This is a genomic window from Chromobacterium sp. CCUG 30098 (assembly GCF_059916605.1).
Window position 1 is genome coordinate 850,352 of record NZ_JAUCGS010000001.1, and the last position, 15,735, is coordinate 866,086.

Annotated in this window: 10 protein-coding genes; 9 read left to right on the forward strand and 1 reads right to left on the reverse strand. The window is 54.0% G+C overall.

Going from position 1 to position 15,735, the window contains the following annotated elements; translation table 11 throughout:
- Window positions 1-207: 207 nt before the first annotated feature.
- The gene (locus QUG03_RS04020; RefSeq protein ID WP_500819434.1) at window positions 208-1,728 is read right to left on the reverse strand and encodes a phospholipase D-like domain-containing protein; all 1,521 of its coding nucleotides are present in this window, start codon (window positions 1,726-1,728) and stop codon (window positions 208-210) included.
- A 282-nt stretch (window positions 1,729-2,010) separates the two neighbouring features.
- Between QUG03_RS04020 and gltB the strand changes: the two genes are divergently transcribed.
- From gltB to pseI, 9 genes are all read left to right on the forward strand, one after another.
- Window positions 2,011-6,459: a glutamate synthase large subunit gene (gltB, locus tag QUG03_RS04025; RefSeq protein ID WP_500819435.1), complete on the forward strand. Its 4,449-nt coding sequence runs from the start codon at window positions 2,011-2,013 to the stop codon at window positions 6,457-6,459.
- A gap of 97 nt (window positions 6,460-6,556) precedes the next feature.
- Window positions 6,557-7,969, forward strand: coding sequence for an FAD-dependent oxidoreductase (locus tag QUG03_RS04030; RefSeq protein ID WP_500819437.1), 1,413 nt, complete (start codon window positions 6,557-6,559; stop codon window positions 7,967-7,969).
- Between the two features lie 539 nt (window positions 7,970-8,508).
- Window positions 8,509-10,050 (forward strand): oligosaccharide flippase family protein, encoded by a 1,542-nt coding sequence (locus tag QUG03_RS04035; RefSeq protein ID WP_500819438.1) that lies wholly within the window; start codon window positions 8,509-8,511, stop codon window positions 10,048-10,050.
- Between the two features lie 19 nt (window positions 10,051-10,069).
- Window positions 10,070-11,068, forward strand: a complete 999-nt coding sequence (pseB, locus tag QUG03_RS04040) for a UDP-N-acetylglucosamine 4,6-dehydratase (inverting) (RefSeq protein ID WP_500819440.1) — start codon at window positions 10,070-10,072, stop codon at window positions 11,066-11,068.
- Window positions 11,069-11,070: 2 nt separating this feature from the next.
- Window positions 11,071-12,231, forward strand: a complete 1,161-nt coding sequence (pseC, locus tag QUG03_RS04045) for a UDP-4-amino-4,6-dideoxy-N-acetyl-beta-L-altrosamine transaminase (RefSeq protein ID WP_500819441.1) — start codon at window positions 11,071-11,073, stop codon at window positions 12,229-12,231.
- Complete coding sequence (gene pseF, locus QUG03_RS04050; RefSeq protein ID WP_500819443.1) at window positions 12,228-12,920, forward strand: pseudaminic acid cytidylyltransferase; 693 nt, start codon at window positions 12,228-12,230, stop codon at window positions 12,918-12,920. The genes pseC and pseF overlap by 4 nt, the downstream gene beginning before the upstream one ends.
- Window positions 12,920-14,011 carry a UDP-2,4-diacetamido-2,4,6-trideoxy-beta-L-altropyranose hydrolase gene (pseG, locus tag QUG03_RS04055; protein ID WP_500819445.1) on the forward strand — a complete coding sequence of 364 codons (1,092 nt, stop codon included), beginning with the start codon at window positions 12,920-12,922 and terminating at the stop codon, window positions 14,009-14,011. The genes pseF and pseG overlap by 1 nt, the downstream gene beginning before the upstream one ends.
- Before the next feature lies 1 nt (window position 14,012).
- Window positions 14,013-14,660: a hypothetical protein gene (locus QUG03_RS04060; protein ID WP_500819446.1), complete on the forward strand. Its 648-nt coding sequence runs from the start codon at window positions 14,013-14,015 to the stop codon at window positions 14,658-14,660.
- Complete coding sequence (pseI, locus tag QUG03_RS04065) at window positions 14,653-15,705, forward strand: pseudaminic acid synthase (protein ID WP_500819447.1); 1,053 nt, start codon at window positions 14,653-14,655, stop codon at window positions 15,703-15,705. The genes QUG03_RS04060 and pseI overlap by 8 nt, the downstream gene beginning before the upstream one ends.
- The last annotated feature ends 30 nt before the right edge of the window (window positions 15,706-15,735 follow it).

Here is a 15,735-nt window from a genome sequence, read left to right on the forward strand (position 1 = left end):
GTCCGTAGTCGGCTCGCGCTGTGCTGTCTGCGCGGGCGGCACGTCTGCCGGCCTGGAGAACATCCCAAGAAAGCGCGCATTTTAGACCTTTTGCTTGTCATGTTGTTGCGCAGCAAAATTTTTTCCGCGAAAAAAACGCCTGACGGCGGCCAGGCGCGATGCGGCGGCGATGTCTTGGGGACATCAGCCCAAGTCAACGGATTGTTTTTAATCGCATTTGTCCTGGGGCGAGCCATCTTGCTCGTCAGCCGGTGCGGCCGGCGGCGGCTGTTGTTTTTTGCCACGCCTGACCCAGTACAAGCCCAGAGCCTTGGCGACGATGGCGCCGCCGCTGAGCAGCAGCAAAAAGAGCAAGGGCGCGGCCACCAGCCAGGGGAAGAAGGCGATCAGTCCGGCGAAGATCAGCAGCGCCATGCCTATGGTCAGGAAGGCGGACGCCTCGCTGGCGTCGACATTGCGGGTGCCGCGCACCACCACGCCCAGCGCGTCGCCGATCCGCGCCGCTTGCCGCGCGGCGGCGCTGGCGCCGCTGAGGGCGGCGGTATGCGGCGGCAGCAGCAGGCCGTGATAGTCCTTGGGCCGCGGCTTGGTCAGCGTCGGGCGGCGGCGCTGGCCGGCCAGGATCACTTCGGTGGCGTGGTCCAGATCCTGAAGGAACCGCTCGGCCAGCTTTTCCGCCAAGGCCTGGTCCTCCACCGCCACGTCCAGTTCGCGGTTGGCCAGCCAGCTGGACAGATTGAGGTTGGTGGAGCCGATGCGCGCCCAGCGGCCGTCCGCCACCGCGGTTTTGGCGTGGATCATCGGGCCGTCCCATTCGAAGACGCGCACGCCGGCCTCCAGCAGCGGGCGGTACTGGGTGCGCGACACCGTGGCGATCCAGCCGATGTCGCTGGAGCGCGGCACCAGCAAGCGGACGTCGACGCCGTCGCGCGCGGCCTGTTTCAGCGCGGTCAGATACATGCTGGTGCCCATGAAGTAGGCGTCGGTCAGCCACAGGGTGCGTCGGGCGAAGCAGGCGATCAGCAAGTCCAGCCGCATCATTTGCGCGGTGGCGGGCGTGGTGGCGATCAGGCGCGCCGCCACCGCGCCGCAGTTTTCCAATGGCGGCGGCGTCAGCCATTCCGCGGGCAGCGGGCCGCCGCAGCTGGCCCAGCTGTCGGCGAAGGCCGCCAGCGCGTCGGCCGCCAGCGGTCCGCTGAATTTGACGCCGGTATCGCGCCAGGGCTCTTGGCCGCGCTCCGGACGGCCTTCCCAGCTGGAGCTGATGCACAGGCCGGACACGAAGACGGTCCGGCGGTCGATCACGATCAGCTTGCGATGATTGCGCCCCAGCATGCTGAGGCCGGCGGTCAGAGACGGCGGGTTGTAGGCGCGCAATTCCGCTCCCGCGGCCTGCAAGGGCTTGAAGAAACTGCCCAGATGCGTTTTCCAGCTGCCCAGCCAATCGTAAAGCAGGCAGACCTTCACTCCGGCGCGCGCGCGTTCAATCAGCAGATCCCGTATGCGCAGGCCAAACGCGTCCTTGGCGAAGATATACATCTCGATGAAGATCGATTCCCGGCTGTCGGCGATGGCCTGTTCCCAAGCCGGGAAGTTCTCCACGCTGTCGTAGAGCAGTTCCAGCTGATTGCCGCCCACCAGCGGGGCGCCGGCGGAGCGGGAAAACGCCTGCTCGGCCAGGTGACGGATCAGCTCCTGATTGGCGGGGTGGGGGGACAGAATGGGCATTATATTTGGTTATTGTTTGACAATATACTGAATTTGATTGAAATCGCCATTTTGGATGTCCTTGACAAGGCGGCTTGACAGTCGTTTTATTGAACGTTCGCGTCACAAAATCACAATTAATCCGCCGTGAAAATACGATTTTTCGACATCGAAAAATCAAAAAAATCACTGTAACATGATGATTTTTATCGTCTAATGCGGTGCACAAAAACCGGTTGCAGGGTCAAGCTCCTTGCCCTTAGAATCGAAACATTCGTTTCACATTATAAGCAGGACAAAGCTATGGACAGACAACGCTGGCTACAGGGCACCCTGTACCATCCGGACTTCGAGCAGGATAGCTGCGGTTTTGGCTTGATCGCCCAGCTTGACGACAAACCCAGTCACTGGCTGGTGGAAACCGCCATCTCCTCGCTGGCCAAATTGACCCACCGCGGCGCGGTGGCCGCCGACGGCAAATCCGGCGACGGCTGCGGCCTGCTATTTCGCAAGCCGGACGGTTTTTTGCGCGAAGTCGCCGCTGCGGCTGGATTGACGCTGAAGCCAGTGTACGCCGCCGGGCTGGTGTTCCACCATCCCGATCCGGAACAGGGAGAGCGCAGCTTGCGCCGCCTGCGCGAGTTTCTGGAGTCCCAGGGTTTGGAGGTGTCCGGTTTCCGACAGGTTCCCACCGACGACAGCGCCTGTGGGGAGGCGGCCTTGGCCTCGCTTCCCGCCATGGTCCAGGTCTTTGTTAACCGTCCATTCGGCATGGATGAATTAATGTTCCAGCGCCGTTTGTACATGGGTCGTCGCCAGGCTGAGAAAGCCAATAAGGCGGACGACCCGTTTTTTTATCTGCCGACCTTGTCGCCGCATACTCTGTCCTACAAAGGCCTGGTGACGCCGGAGAACCTATCCAAGTTCTTCCTGGATTTGAACGATCCCCGCTTCGAGTCCAGCCTGGCCGTATTCCACCAGCGCTTCTCCACCAATACCTGGCCGCAGTGGAAGCTGGCGCAGCCTTTCCGTTTCCTTGCCCACAACGGCGAAATCAACACCGTGCAGGGCAACCGCCATTGGGCGCGCGCGCGCGAGCGCATCATGGCGTCTCCGCATCTGGACATGGACGCGGTGCGTCCCATCGTGCAGACCGACGGCTCCGACTCGATGTCGCTGGACAATATGCTGGAAGGCCTGCTGATGGGCGGCATTCCGCTGTTCCGCGCTCTGCGTCTGCTGGTGCCGCCGGCCTGGCAGAACGTCGACTCCACCGACAAGGACTTGCGCGCCTTTTATGAATTCAACTCCATGCATATGGAGCCATGGGACGGCCCGGCCGGCATCGTGCTCACCGACGGCCGCTACGCCGCCTGCATGCTGGACCGCAACGGCCTGCGGCCGGCCCGCTGGGTGCTGACCCGGGACAATGTGCTGACCATCGCCTCCGAGGTGGGGGTGTGGGACTACCAGCCCGAAAACGTGGTGCGCAAGGGCCGGGTCAAGCCGGGTCAGCTGTTCGCCGCGGATTTGGCCACCGGCGAGCTCTTGTTGCCGGAGGAAATCGACGCCCAATTGAAGAGCGCCAAGCCGTATCGGCAATGGATCAAGGACAGCGCCAAATACCTGGAGCTGTCGATCGAGGACGACGCCGGTGTCGAGCCTTTGTCCAAGGACGAACTGGCGCGTTTGCAAAAGCTGTTCAATATCAGCTTTGAAGAGCGAGACCAAATCCTGCGCGTGCTGGCCGAGGACGGCCAGGAGGCGGTGGGTTCGATGGGGGACGATACGCCGATGGCGGTGCTGAGCCGGAAAGTGCGCTCGCCCTTCGACTATCTGCGCCAGCAATTCGCCCAGGTGACCAACCCGCCTATCGACCCGATCCGCGAAGCGGTGGTGATGTCGCTGAACACGGTGTTCGGGCCGGAACGCAATATGTTTGAAGAGAGCGCCGAGCACGCCAAGCGGCTGGAAGTGCGCTCCCCGGTGCTGTCGCACGAGAAATTCACCCGCGTCACCACGCGGCCGGAGCCTTATCTGAAGGCGACGACTTTCGACCTGTGCTACGGCCCCAGCGAAACCGACTTGCGCCAGGCGCTGGAGACGCTGACCCGGCATGTCGTGGACGCGGTCAAGGAGGGCACGGTCATCGTGGTGCTGTCCGATCGCCATGTGACGCCTCAGCGCCTGCCCATCCCGGCGCTGTTTGCCACCGGCGCGGTGCACCACGCGCTGATCGACAGCGGCTTGCGCTGCAAGACCAATATCCTAGTGGAAACCGGCACGGTGCGCGACGCGCACCAGATGGCCTGCATCATCGGCTACGGCGCCACCGCGGTATACCCCTATCTGGCTTATCAAAGCATCATCGAGCTGGTGCAGAGCGGCGAGGTCAAACTCAAGCTCAACGAAGCCTTGCAGCACTATCGCAAGGGCATCAACAAGGGTTTGCTCAAAGTGTTGTCCAAGATGGGCATTTCCACCATCGCCTCCTATCGCGGCGCGCAGCTGTTCGAAGCGGTGGGCATCCACGAGGAAGTGGTGGAGTTGTGCCTGAAGGGCACGGTGTCGCGGGTGTCCGGCGCGGGTTTCGCCGACTTCGAGGACGATCAGCGCAAGCTGGCGCGTTTCGCCTTCAACCCGATGCGGCCGATCTCCCAGGGCGGCTTGCTCAAGTACGTGCACGGCGAGGAATACCACGCCTATAACCCCGATGTGGTGACCCTGCTGCAAAAAGCGGTGCAGAACGACGATTACCAGGCCTATCAGCAATACGCCGAGGCGGTGAACCAGCGCCCGGTGGCGATGTTGCGCGACCTGATGCAGGTGCAGCCGCTGGGCGAGCCTATCTCCATCGACGAAGTGGAGCCGGTGGAGGCCATCCTCAAGCGCTTCGATTCCGCGGGGATGTCGCTCGGCGCCTTGTCGCCTGAGGCGCATGAAGCGCTGGCGATCGCGATGAACCGCCTGGGCGGCCGTTCCAATTCCGGCGAGGGCGGCGAAGACGCCGCGCGCTACGGCACCGAGAAGATGTCCAAGATCAAGCAGGTGGCCTCGGGACGCTTCGGCGTCACGCCGCATTACCTGGTCAATGCCGAAGTGCTGCAGATCAAGGTGGCGCAAGGCGCCAAGCCGGGCGAGGGCGGCCAGCTGCCCGGGGACAAGGTGTCCGGCCTGATTGCGCGGCTGCGCCACGCCAAGGAAGGCATCAGCCTGATCTCGCCGCCGCCGCACCATGACATTTACTCGATCGAAGACCTGGCGCAGCTGATTTTCGACCTCAAGCAGGTCAACCCGTCCGCGCTGGTGTCCGTCAAGCTAGTGGCCGAACCCGGCGTCGGCACCATCGCCGCCGGCGTGGCCAAGGCCTACGCCGACCTGATCACCATCTCCGGCTACGACGGCGGCACCGGCGCCTCGCCGCTGACCTCGGTCAAATACGCCGGCTCCCCATGGGAGCTGGGCCTGTCCGAAGCCCAGCAGGTGTTGCGCGCCAACGGCCTGCGCGGCCGGGTGCGGGTACAGACCGACGGCGGCTTGAAGACCGGCCTGGACGTGATCAAGGCGGCGATGATGGGCGCGGAGAGCTTTGGCTTCGGCACCGGCCCCATGGTGGCGTTGGGCTGCAAATACCTGCGTATCTGCCATCTGAACAACTGCGCCACCGGCGTGGCCACTCAGGAAATCAAGCTGCGCTCCAAGTACTTCACCGGCTTGCCGGAAATGGTGATGAACTACTTCCTGTTCATCGCGCGCGAAACCCGCGAGTGGATGGCCAAGCTGGGGGTGCGCAATATGGAGCAACTGATCGGCCGGATGGACCTGCTGAGCCTGACGGCCGGCGACACCGACAAGCAGCAGAAGCTGGACCTGTCGCCGCTGCTGTCGCAAGGCCGGGTGCCGGACAGCGAGCCGCGTTTCTGCGTCAGCGCCAGCAATCCCTCCTTCGACAAGGGCGAACTGGCGGAGGCCATCCTGCAAGACGCCTTGTCCGCCATCCACAATAAACAGATGTTGGAGCTGAGCTACCCGATCGAGAATACCCACCGCTCCATCGGCGCGCGCCTGTCCGGCGAGATCGCCCGCGTGCACGGCGCGGCGGGCCTGCCGTTTGGCTGTCTCAAGATCAAGTTCAGCGGCAGCGCCGGGCAAAGTTTCGGCGTATGGAACGCGTCCGGTCTGCATCTGGAACTGGAAGGCGACGCCAACGACTATGTGGGCAAGGGCATGGCCGGAGGCCGGGTGACCATCTATCCGCCCAAGAACGCGGGATACCGGGCGGGCGAGTCCATCATCATCGGCAATACCTGTCTGTATGGGGCTACCGGCGGCCAGTTGTTCGCCGCGGGCGTGGCGGGCGAGCGTTTCGGCGTGCGCAACTCCGGCGCGCTGGCCGTCATCGAAGGCGCCGGCGACCATTGCTGCGAATACATGACCGGCGGCAGCGTCATCGTGCTGGGCGAAACCGGCTACAACTTCGGCGCCGGCATGACCGGCGGCTTCGCCTTCGTCTACGACCCGAATGAGAAATTCGCTTATCGCTACAACAACGAGCTGATCGACATCCACCTGATCAACGGCGAAGCCATGGGCATGTATCGCGCCTATCTATTGGAGAAGATCGCCAAGCACGTTGAGTTGACCGGTTCCGAGACGGCCAAAGCGATGCTGGAGAACTTCGACGATTACGTCGATTACTTCTGGCTAGTCAAACCCAAGGCGGCCAAGCTCGACAGCCTGCTCAAGGACTAAGACGCGCAAGGCGGGCGGCCCTGACGCCGTTCCGCCGATACCTCATTCAAAACCCGGGCGCCTGCAGGCGACGGGCCCAGCAAGACAGGAAACAACCATGAGCGATGTTTTCCAATTCATGAAGCTTTCGCGCAACCCTGGAGACAAGGTGGACGCCTCTGTGCGCAAGATCGAATTCAAAGAAATCTATCAGCCGTTGCACAGCGTGGACGCGGCCGACCAGGCCGGCCGCTGCTTGTCCTGTGGCAACCCGTACTGCGAATGGGAGTGCCCGGTGCACAACTACATTCCCAACTGGCTGAAGTTGGTGGAAGAGGGGCGTCTGTTCGAGGCGGCGGAAATGTCGCACAAAACCAATAGCCTGCCGGAAATCTGCGGCCGGGTTTGTCCGCAGGACCGTCTGTGCGAAGGCGCGTGCACCCTGAACCAGGGCGGCTTCGGCGCGGTTTCCATCGGAAGCATCGAGAAATACATTACCGACGAGGCCTTCAAAGCCGGCTGGCGGCCGGATATGTCCAAGGTGGTGTGGACGGACAAGAAAGTCGCAGTAATCGGCGCCGGCCCGGCCGGCCTGGCCTGTGCCGACGTATTGGTACGCAATGGCGTCAAGGCGGTGGTGTTTGACCGCTACGAGGAAATCGGCGGCCTGCTGACCTTTGGCATTCCGGAGTTCAAGCTGGAAAAATCCGTGATCAAGCGCCGCCGCGAGATCATGGAGGGCATGGGGGTGGAGTTTGTGCTCAACACCGAGATCGGCAAGGATATCCAGATAGAAGAGTTGCTGGAACAATACGACGCCATCTTCATGGGCATGGGCGCGTACAAGTATATGAAGGGCGGCTTTCCTGGAGAGGATTTGCCCGGAGTGTTGGAAGCCTTGCCTTACTTGATCAATAATGTGCGCCAAGGACTGGGCACGCTGCCGGATGGCGAAGAGCCGATCACGATGCAAGGCAAACGCGTCGTGGTGTTGGGTGGGGGGGATACCGCGATGGACTGCAACCGTACCGCGATACGCCAGGGCGCGAAAAGTGTGATTTGTGCCTACCGCCGAGATGAGGCGAATATGCCGGGCTCCAAGCGCGAGGTCGCCAACGCGCGCGAAGAAGGTGTAGAGTTTTTGTGGAATCGGCAGCCGCTGGGAATTGAGTTACGGCCTGACGGAACGTTGGAGGTAAAACTGGCTGAGACGCGTTTGAGTGAACCTGACACGAAGGGGCGGCAAAATCCCATGATAGTCCCTGATAGCGGGGTAGAGCTGGAGTGTGATCATGTGATCATTGCCTTTGGTTTTCAGGCGGAAGGCGCAACATGGGGGAGAAGGTTGGGCATAGCGATTGCCAGCAATGGTCGGACCTTGACAGCACAAAGCGTGTATAAGTGCCAGACCAACCATAGTAAAATTTTTGCCGGTGGAGATATGGTGCGAGGAGCGGACTTGGTTGTGCGTGCTGTATTTGATGGCAGGCAGGCCGCGGAAGGAGTTCTAACTTATCTGGCGGTATGGTAAATTTCATCCCTCACTTTGCTAGTGTTAAGAAATCATAAGGGCTGTAGATAAAGGCATATGATAATACTCCTCATTCATTGAGGAGTATTGTTTATAGGGGGCTGCTTTTATAATATTTTTCTGTTTTGATAAATTAAGTTTTCAGTGTGGCTTTTCATCAATAGATGAGTGTTTTTGAATTGTTGTCCGCTGTGTTTATGCTTTTAATGATTTGGGGCTTGGTTCATTAGGTGAAATTAGTTGGTTGTTTACCATTTTTTGTACCTGATTAGGTAGAGGTCTGTGGAGTCTGAGTTAGGAGTCACCCAGATAAGAGCGCTATAGGTGATTTCTCTTGGCGTATCGGGGGGTGAACTTTCATGACAGTGAAGTGTTAGTGCTGATTCTTAGGCAAGTGCTTTTTTTGAGAGAGTCGGTGGGGTTTATTTGCCAATATCTAATGCTGTACTGTTTCTGTAGGCTTAGACCTGACGTGAGGCTTTGATGTAAGGGGGAAAGTTAGGGGGGCCCTACTTTTCTGTATAAACTGGGAATGAGTAGTGGCTAATATAAAGTCTCGTTTTTTTGCCAGCTTTGTCGCCAATTTGATTAGAAGCGTGGTGACTGTCGCTACGGGCATTTTGCTTGCACGTTGGTTAGGACCTACAGACTATGGGCGAATGTCTTTTCTGCTTGCTGCCTTTACCGCCCTCCGTGGCATGTTGGATCTAGGTAGCTCAACCGCCTTTTTTACCCTGCTCTCTCGTCGTCAGCGCAGTAAGAGATTCATCGCAGTCTTTTGGGGGTGGATTGCGATTCAGTTGGTAGTGGCATTACTATTCCTGCTTCTATTGATGCCAGACTCCTTGCTCGGGATGTTGTGGGCCGGAGAGTCCCGTTCAGTTTTGGCTTTGGCTTTCTTGGCCGCGTTCATGCAAGGAACGGTATGGACATTGGCTGCACAGATGGCCGAAGCAAGCCGGCAAACGATCCGAGGTCAGCAGATCAACACATTAGCCGTCATGCTCCACTTGATTGTGGTAATTGCATTGGCATTATTGGGCAAGTTAGCCATCACTTTAGTGTTTGTCGCACTCATTATCGAATGGGCAATTGCTGCATGGTTTGCGTCTCGCTTGTATGTGTCTTCAAAAGTAAGTTTGACAGAAGGGGCTGCTGCGTCAGACACACCGAAGAGCATGTTCCGGGAGTTCTTTGTGTATTGCGCGCCATTGATACCAGTGATGCTCCTCGGCTTTGTGCATGATTTTGCGGATCGTTGGATGCTGCAGACATGGGGAGGGGCCAAGGAGCAAGCTTATTTTAGCGTTGCACAGCAGTATTCAGCTGTGGCGTTGCTGGCAACCGTCTCTGTACTGCGTATCCTGTGGAAAGAGGTTGCGGAAGCACACCATCAACAAGACATGCAGCGACTGAAGGTGCTATACCAGCGTGCTTCACGACTATTGTTTTTTGTGGGAGCATTTGTGGCGGGAGGGCTTCAACCTCTGGCTCCTGAGATTCTACGGGTGACGGTTGGGCAAGACTATCTGAGTGGAACAACGGCGATGGCCATCATGCTGCTTTACCCGGTACATCAGTCAATGGGGCAGATTGGTGGAACGATGCTGTTCGCGACAGGACATACAAGAGTATATGCTTTGTCAGGTTCGCTTGGTATGTTGGTGAGCTTGGTTGCCGCATATCTTGTGCTTGCTCCAACCAACGCGGCTGTACCTGGCCTGCAGTTGGGGGCAAATGGCTTGGCTTTAAAGTTAGTTTTTGTTCAAATATTTTCTGTGAGCTTTATGGCTTGGATGATCGCACGTACTTTTGGATGGCATTTTGACTGGAAATACCAGATTTTTGCTTTATTAGGATGTGTGGGCTTAGGGTGGTCTTCCCATTTGGCTGTTTGGAGTCTTCTCGGCGAAAATGGGTCTTTGTTTTTAAAGCTCCCATTGATGGCTTTGCTATATATTGGGTTGGTGAGTTTATATGTTTATTTTTCTCCTTGGTTGCTGTCAATGACGAGGAGTGAATTAAAAGTGGGCTTAACTAGGCTTAAAGCGCTGGTGAAGCTGAAGTGGTTTGAAATCTGACTAAATGTAGATAGGTATTATGCTAAATCAAAAATCTATTCTTATTACCGGGGGTACTGGTTCATTTGGACACACTTTTGTTCCAATGACCTTAAAAAAGTACAATCCCAAGCGTCTTGTTATTTATTCCCGTGACGAGATGAAGCAGTGGGAAATGGCTAAACTGTACAAAGATGATGAACGTGTTCGTTTTTTCATCGGAGATGTTCGGGATAAAGATCGTTTAGCACGAGCTCTAACGGGTATTGATTGCGTCGTACATGCCGCAGCGACCAAGATTGTGCCAACCGCCGAGTATAATCCATTTGAGTGTGTAAAAACAAATGTTACTGGTGCAATGAACCTTATCGATGCATGTATTGATAAGGGAATTAAAAGAGTAGTTGCGCTCTCGACGGATAAGGCGAGTAGTCCAGTTAATCTGTATGGCGCTACCAAGTTGGCATCGGACAAGCTTTTTGTCGCAGGCAATTCATATGCAGGAAGTCAGGATACTCGTTTCGCAGTAGTCCGCTATGGCAATGTGATGGGATCACGTGGATCTGTTATTCCTTTCTTCATGTCGATTCGTGATCAAGGTGTCTTGCCGATTACCGATCCCAGAATGACTCGTTTTATGATCTCTCTTGAACAAGGGGTCGAGCTTGTTTGGCATGCGTTCGAAGATATGGTCGGTGGTGAGATTTATGTCAAAAAGATCCCATCGATGAAAGTCACCGATCTTGCTGGAGTAATTGCACCAAATGCTAAGCAAGAGACTGTTGGTATTCGTCCTGGTGAAAAGTTGCATGAACAGATGATTGGTGCTGAGGATGCATTTTATACCTATGAATATCCTGAGCATTTTAAAATACTTCCTGCAATTCATAATTGGGATCAAGACAGTAATCGTATTAAAGACGGCAAGCGTGTTCCTGAAGGCTTTAGTTATACCAGTGACAACAATACTGAGTGGATGTCTGCGGAAACACTGCATGATTGGATTGATACTAATCGCGAAAAAATAGGGAGCATCTAAATATGATCCCATATGGTCGCCAAGAAATTACCCAAGCAGACATTGATGCGGTGATTGACGTATTGCAGTCTGATTTTCTTACACAAGGGCCAATGGTCCCGCGCTTCGAGCAGGCGATAGCGAACCATGTGGGAGCCACATATGCATTGGCGGTGAATAGTGCAACAGCAGCATTGCACTTGGGGTGTCTTGCTCTCGAATTGGGACCTGGTGACTGGCTGTGGACAAGCCCAATTACTTTTGTAGCATCAGCCAATTGTGCCCGATATTGTGGAGCCAATGTGGACTTTGTCGATATCGACCCACAAACCTATAATATGTGCCCCCAAGCTCTCGAGCGAAAATTGCTGCTAGCAGAGAAAGAGGGGAGGCTTCCTAAAGTTGTTGTGCCTGTTCACCTGTGTGGTCTATCGTGTGATATGGCGGCTATTTATGCATTGGGCAAGCGCTTTGGCTTTAGGATTATTGAAGACGCATCACATGCGGTTGGCGGGAAGCATAAAGAAGATTTCATCGGTAGCTGTCGTTATAGTGATATCGTTGTTTTTAGCTTCCATCCAGTTAAAATTATCACTACTGGCGAAGGAGGGATGGCTCTGACTAATGACCGTTCCTTGGCCAACAAAATGGAACTCCTTCGAAGCCACGGTATTACCCGAGAAATTGAAAAAATGACTCATGCCCCAGATGGGGCTTGGTATTACCAGCAAATTGATTTGGGATTTAACTATCGTATGACCGAGCTGCAAGCTGCGCTCGGTCTTAGTCAGGCTTCTCGTTTAGATGAGTATGTGGCGCGCCGCCATGTACTTGCATGTCGATATGATGAACTATTGGCGAAACTGCCTGTGATTACGCCATGGCAGGGGCCGGATAATTATTCAGGCTTGCATCTTTATGTTATTCGTATTTGCTTAAATATGGTTAAAGTATCACATAAAACCGTATTTGATGTTCTTAGAAAAGAAGATATTGGTGTTAACTTGCATTATATTCCTGTGTATAAGCAGCCCTATTACCAAGAGTTAGGCTATGAGCCTAGTAATTTTCCTGAGGCTGAGAAGTACTATTCAGAGGCAATCAGTCTGCCAATGTATCCGACTCTGACTGAAGTGCAGCAAGATAGAGTTGTGGCAGCCTTGCATAAGGCTCTCCAGTTATGAAACTGGCAGTTATCCCTGCTCGTGGGGGCAGCAAGCGTATTCCCCGTAAGAATATAAAAGATTTTCATGGTTTGCCCATGATTGCTTACGCAATTCGTGCCGCTTTGGATAGTCAAATTTTTGATCGGGTGCTGGTCTCCTCTGATGATGCTGATATCATTGATCTAGCTCGGGGATATGGAGCAGAAACACCTTTTATACGTCCTGCTGAACTGGCCTGTGATCATACTCCGACTGTACCTGTTATCGCACATGCGATTCAAGATTGTGAAAAGAATGGTTGGCGTGCAAACGAAGTGTGTTGCATCTATCCGGCAGTTCCTTTCATTTCGACGGAGGATATTGTGCAGGCATACAATATTTTATGTGAAGGGCGGAGCCATTACGTTTTCCCTGTTGCACATTTTCCGTCACCGATACAGCGTGCCCTCCGGCGTACAGAAGATGGATACGTTCAACCTTTCCAAGCTGAATATACAGAAGTTAGGACTCAGGATCTTGAATCAGGCTTTTTTGACGCAGGGCAGTTTTACTGGGGTAAAGCTGAGGCGTGGCTAAAAGGGCAGAACATTCATCTGCACGGCCGCACAATCGTGATTCCTGAATGGCGAGTAGTAGATATTGATACTCAGGCAGATTGGGAGCGGGCAGAGCTGCTCTATACCGCTTATTGCAGTAAGGGACTCTAGTGAAGGTCGCTTTTCGTGCTGATGCATCGGTAACTATAGGTACTGGCCACGTTATGCGGTGCCTGACTCTGGCGGAGCGTTTGCGTTCTTTCGGGGCCGACTGTACTTTTCTGACAAGAGAACATGAAGGGCATTTACATCCTCATATAGAGGCGAGAGGTTTTAAATCTTTATTGCTGGCGCCTGGCGTCGCAGTGAATCAATCACTGACAAAGAGTGTGGACTACCGAGCCTGGTTAGGCGTTGAGCCATTGAAAGATGCGATGGAGACACTGACTTGTATTGGAGATGAATACTTTGATTGGATGGTGGTTGATCACTATGGCTTAGATGCGGTGTGGGAGTGTGCAATGCGCTCTCGATTCCGCTATTTACTAGCGATTGATGACTTGGCAAATCGGCCGCATGCAGTTGACTTGTTATTAGATCAAAATCTAGGCAAAACCCCTATGGCCTATAATGGCCTTGTTCCAAGCACATGCATATGCATGACGGGCCCGCAATTTGCATTACTACGCCCGGAGTTTGCCGCGGTGCGTGAAAAGAGCCTGGCAAGGAGGAAACTAAGTACGGTTAGGCGGCTATTAATAACCATGGGTGGAGTTGATGCTGAAAATGCGACAGGTGCTATTTTGGATGCACTTGCATTATTTGAAAAGTTTTTTGAGCTACACGTGACGGTTGTTTTAGGGCCGAGTGCCCCTTGGCGAAATCAAGTGATCGAGCAGGCGAGAACTTTACCATTTCCTGCGGAAGTGCTTGTAAGTGTTAAGAACATGGCTGAGTTGATGTGTGAAGCGGATGTTGCAATAGGTGCTGCAGGTAGTACTTCTTGGGAAAGGTGCTGTCTTGGCCTTCCATCAGTTCAATTAGTGTTGGCGGATAATCAACGTCCCATCGCAGAAGCGCTGAGTGCTGCTGGAGCAGCATGCCTTGTTGAAATGAATACACTATCTACAGATTTATACCGCATCTTGGATCAAATTTTTAATGATAACTCCTTGCTTTACATTATGTCAGAGGCTGCGGCTAAAGTGACGGATGGCTTTGGTACCGAGCGTGTCGCTAGACAACTAGTGAGAGGTTTTTAGCGTGAGAATTTCTATTCTCTGTAGCGATGCTGAGCATCCGGTGAATACATACCTTCAGTTATGGGTTGCTCGCAATAATTTTGAACACCAAGTGGAGTTGGTCCGCAAAAAAAGTGAGCTTAGCGGTGGTGATATTCTTTTTCTAATTTCCTGCGGAGAAATTGTTTCCGCACGAGATCGCAAAGCGTATACCTCATCGCTCGTGTTGCATGCTAGTGATTTACCCCGTGGTAGAGGGTGGAGCCCACATATCTGGGAGTTATTAGCTGGAGCTGATGGAATAGTAATGTCATTATTGGAGGCGGAAGATAAAGTTGATAGTGGGCGTATTTGGAGTAAACGTTGGGTTCCTATTCCAAAAACTGCGCTATGGCATGAGATTAATGATCTAGTATTTTCAGCCGAGATGGAGTTGATGGATTTTGCGTTGACCTCGTTTGGAAATATTTGCCCCCAGCAACAACCCGTTGATATTGAAGCTACTTATTTTCGTTTGCGGACATGGCAAGATAGTCAAGTAGACCCGAACAAATCCATTGTTGAGCAATTTGACCAGATACGAGTGTGTGATCCCAACCGTTTTCCGGCATTTTTTGAGCTTCGTGGGCAGCGTTATGCTTTAAAACTGGAGAAGTATGATAATGAATGATTTATGTATCTCCGGGCGTAAAATAGGCCCGCTGCATCATCCTTATGTGATTGCCGAAATGTCGGCTAACCATAATGGGAATCTTGATGCTGCTTTGCGTATCATGGATGAGGCGAAGAAGGCTGGTGCCGATGCCATTAAAATCCAAACTTATCGTGCCGATACAATTACATTGAATTGCGATCTTCCTGATTTTCAAATAAAAGAAGGCTTATGGGCTGGGCGCAGCCTTTATGAACTCTACGAATGGGCACATACCCCATGGGAGTGGCACAAGATATTATTTGAATATGCAAAAAAAATTGACATTACAATTTTTAGCTCTCCATTCGATACGACAGCAGTGGATTTGTTGGAAGATTTAGGCGCGCCTGCCTATAAAATTGCATCTTTTGAAGCGATTGACCTACCTTTGATTCGTTATGTCGCCCGTACGGGAAAGCCTATGATTATTTCGACAGGCATGTCTGACTCAGATGAGATTGGAGAGGCCATTGAGGCTGCTCGCGGGGCGGGGTGCAAAGAGTTAGCTATATTGCGTTGTGTCAGTGGCTATCCTGCTCCAGCTGCAGATTACAACCTTCGTACCATTCCAGACATGATCGAACGTTTTGGCTTGGTGACGGGGCTGTCGGATCATACGCTAGACAATACGACTGCTATTGCAAGTGTGGCGCTTGGAGCATCCATTATCGAGAAGCACTTTACCTTAGATCGTAAGGGTGGTGGGCCAGATGACAGTTTCTCGTTAGAGCCATCAGAGCTGCGGGAACTTTGTATGTTCACCAGAACAGCTTGGGATGCTATGGGGAGTGTCAATTATGGGCGAAAGTCGAGTGAGATTGGTAATGTGAAGTTTCGCCGTTCGCTCTACTTCGTGAAAGACCTTAAGAAGGGGGATGTTATCACTCCAGATTCTGTACGTAGTGTCCGCCCTGGTTATGGGCTTGCCCCTAAGTATATGGAAAGTTTGATTGGTAAAGTCATGACTCGAGATGTGGCGTTTGGTATGCCCGTTTCGATTCAGGATTTGGCAACCGACTGATGTATAGCTTTGCTGAGAGATGAGCCCCGA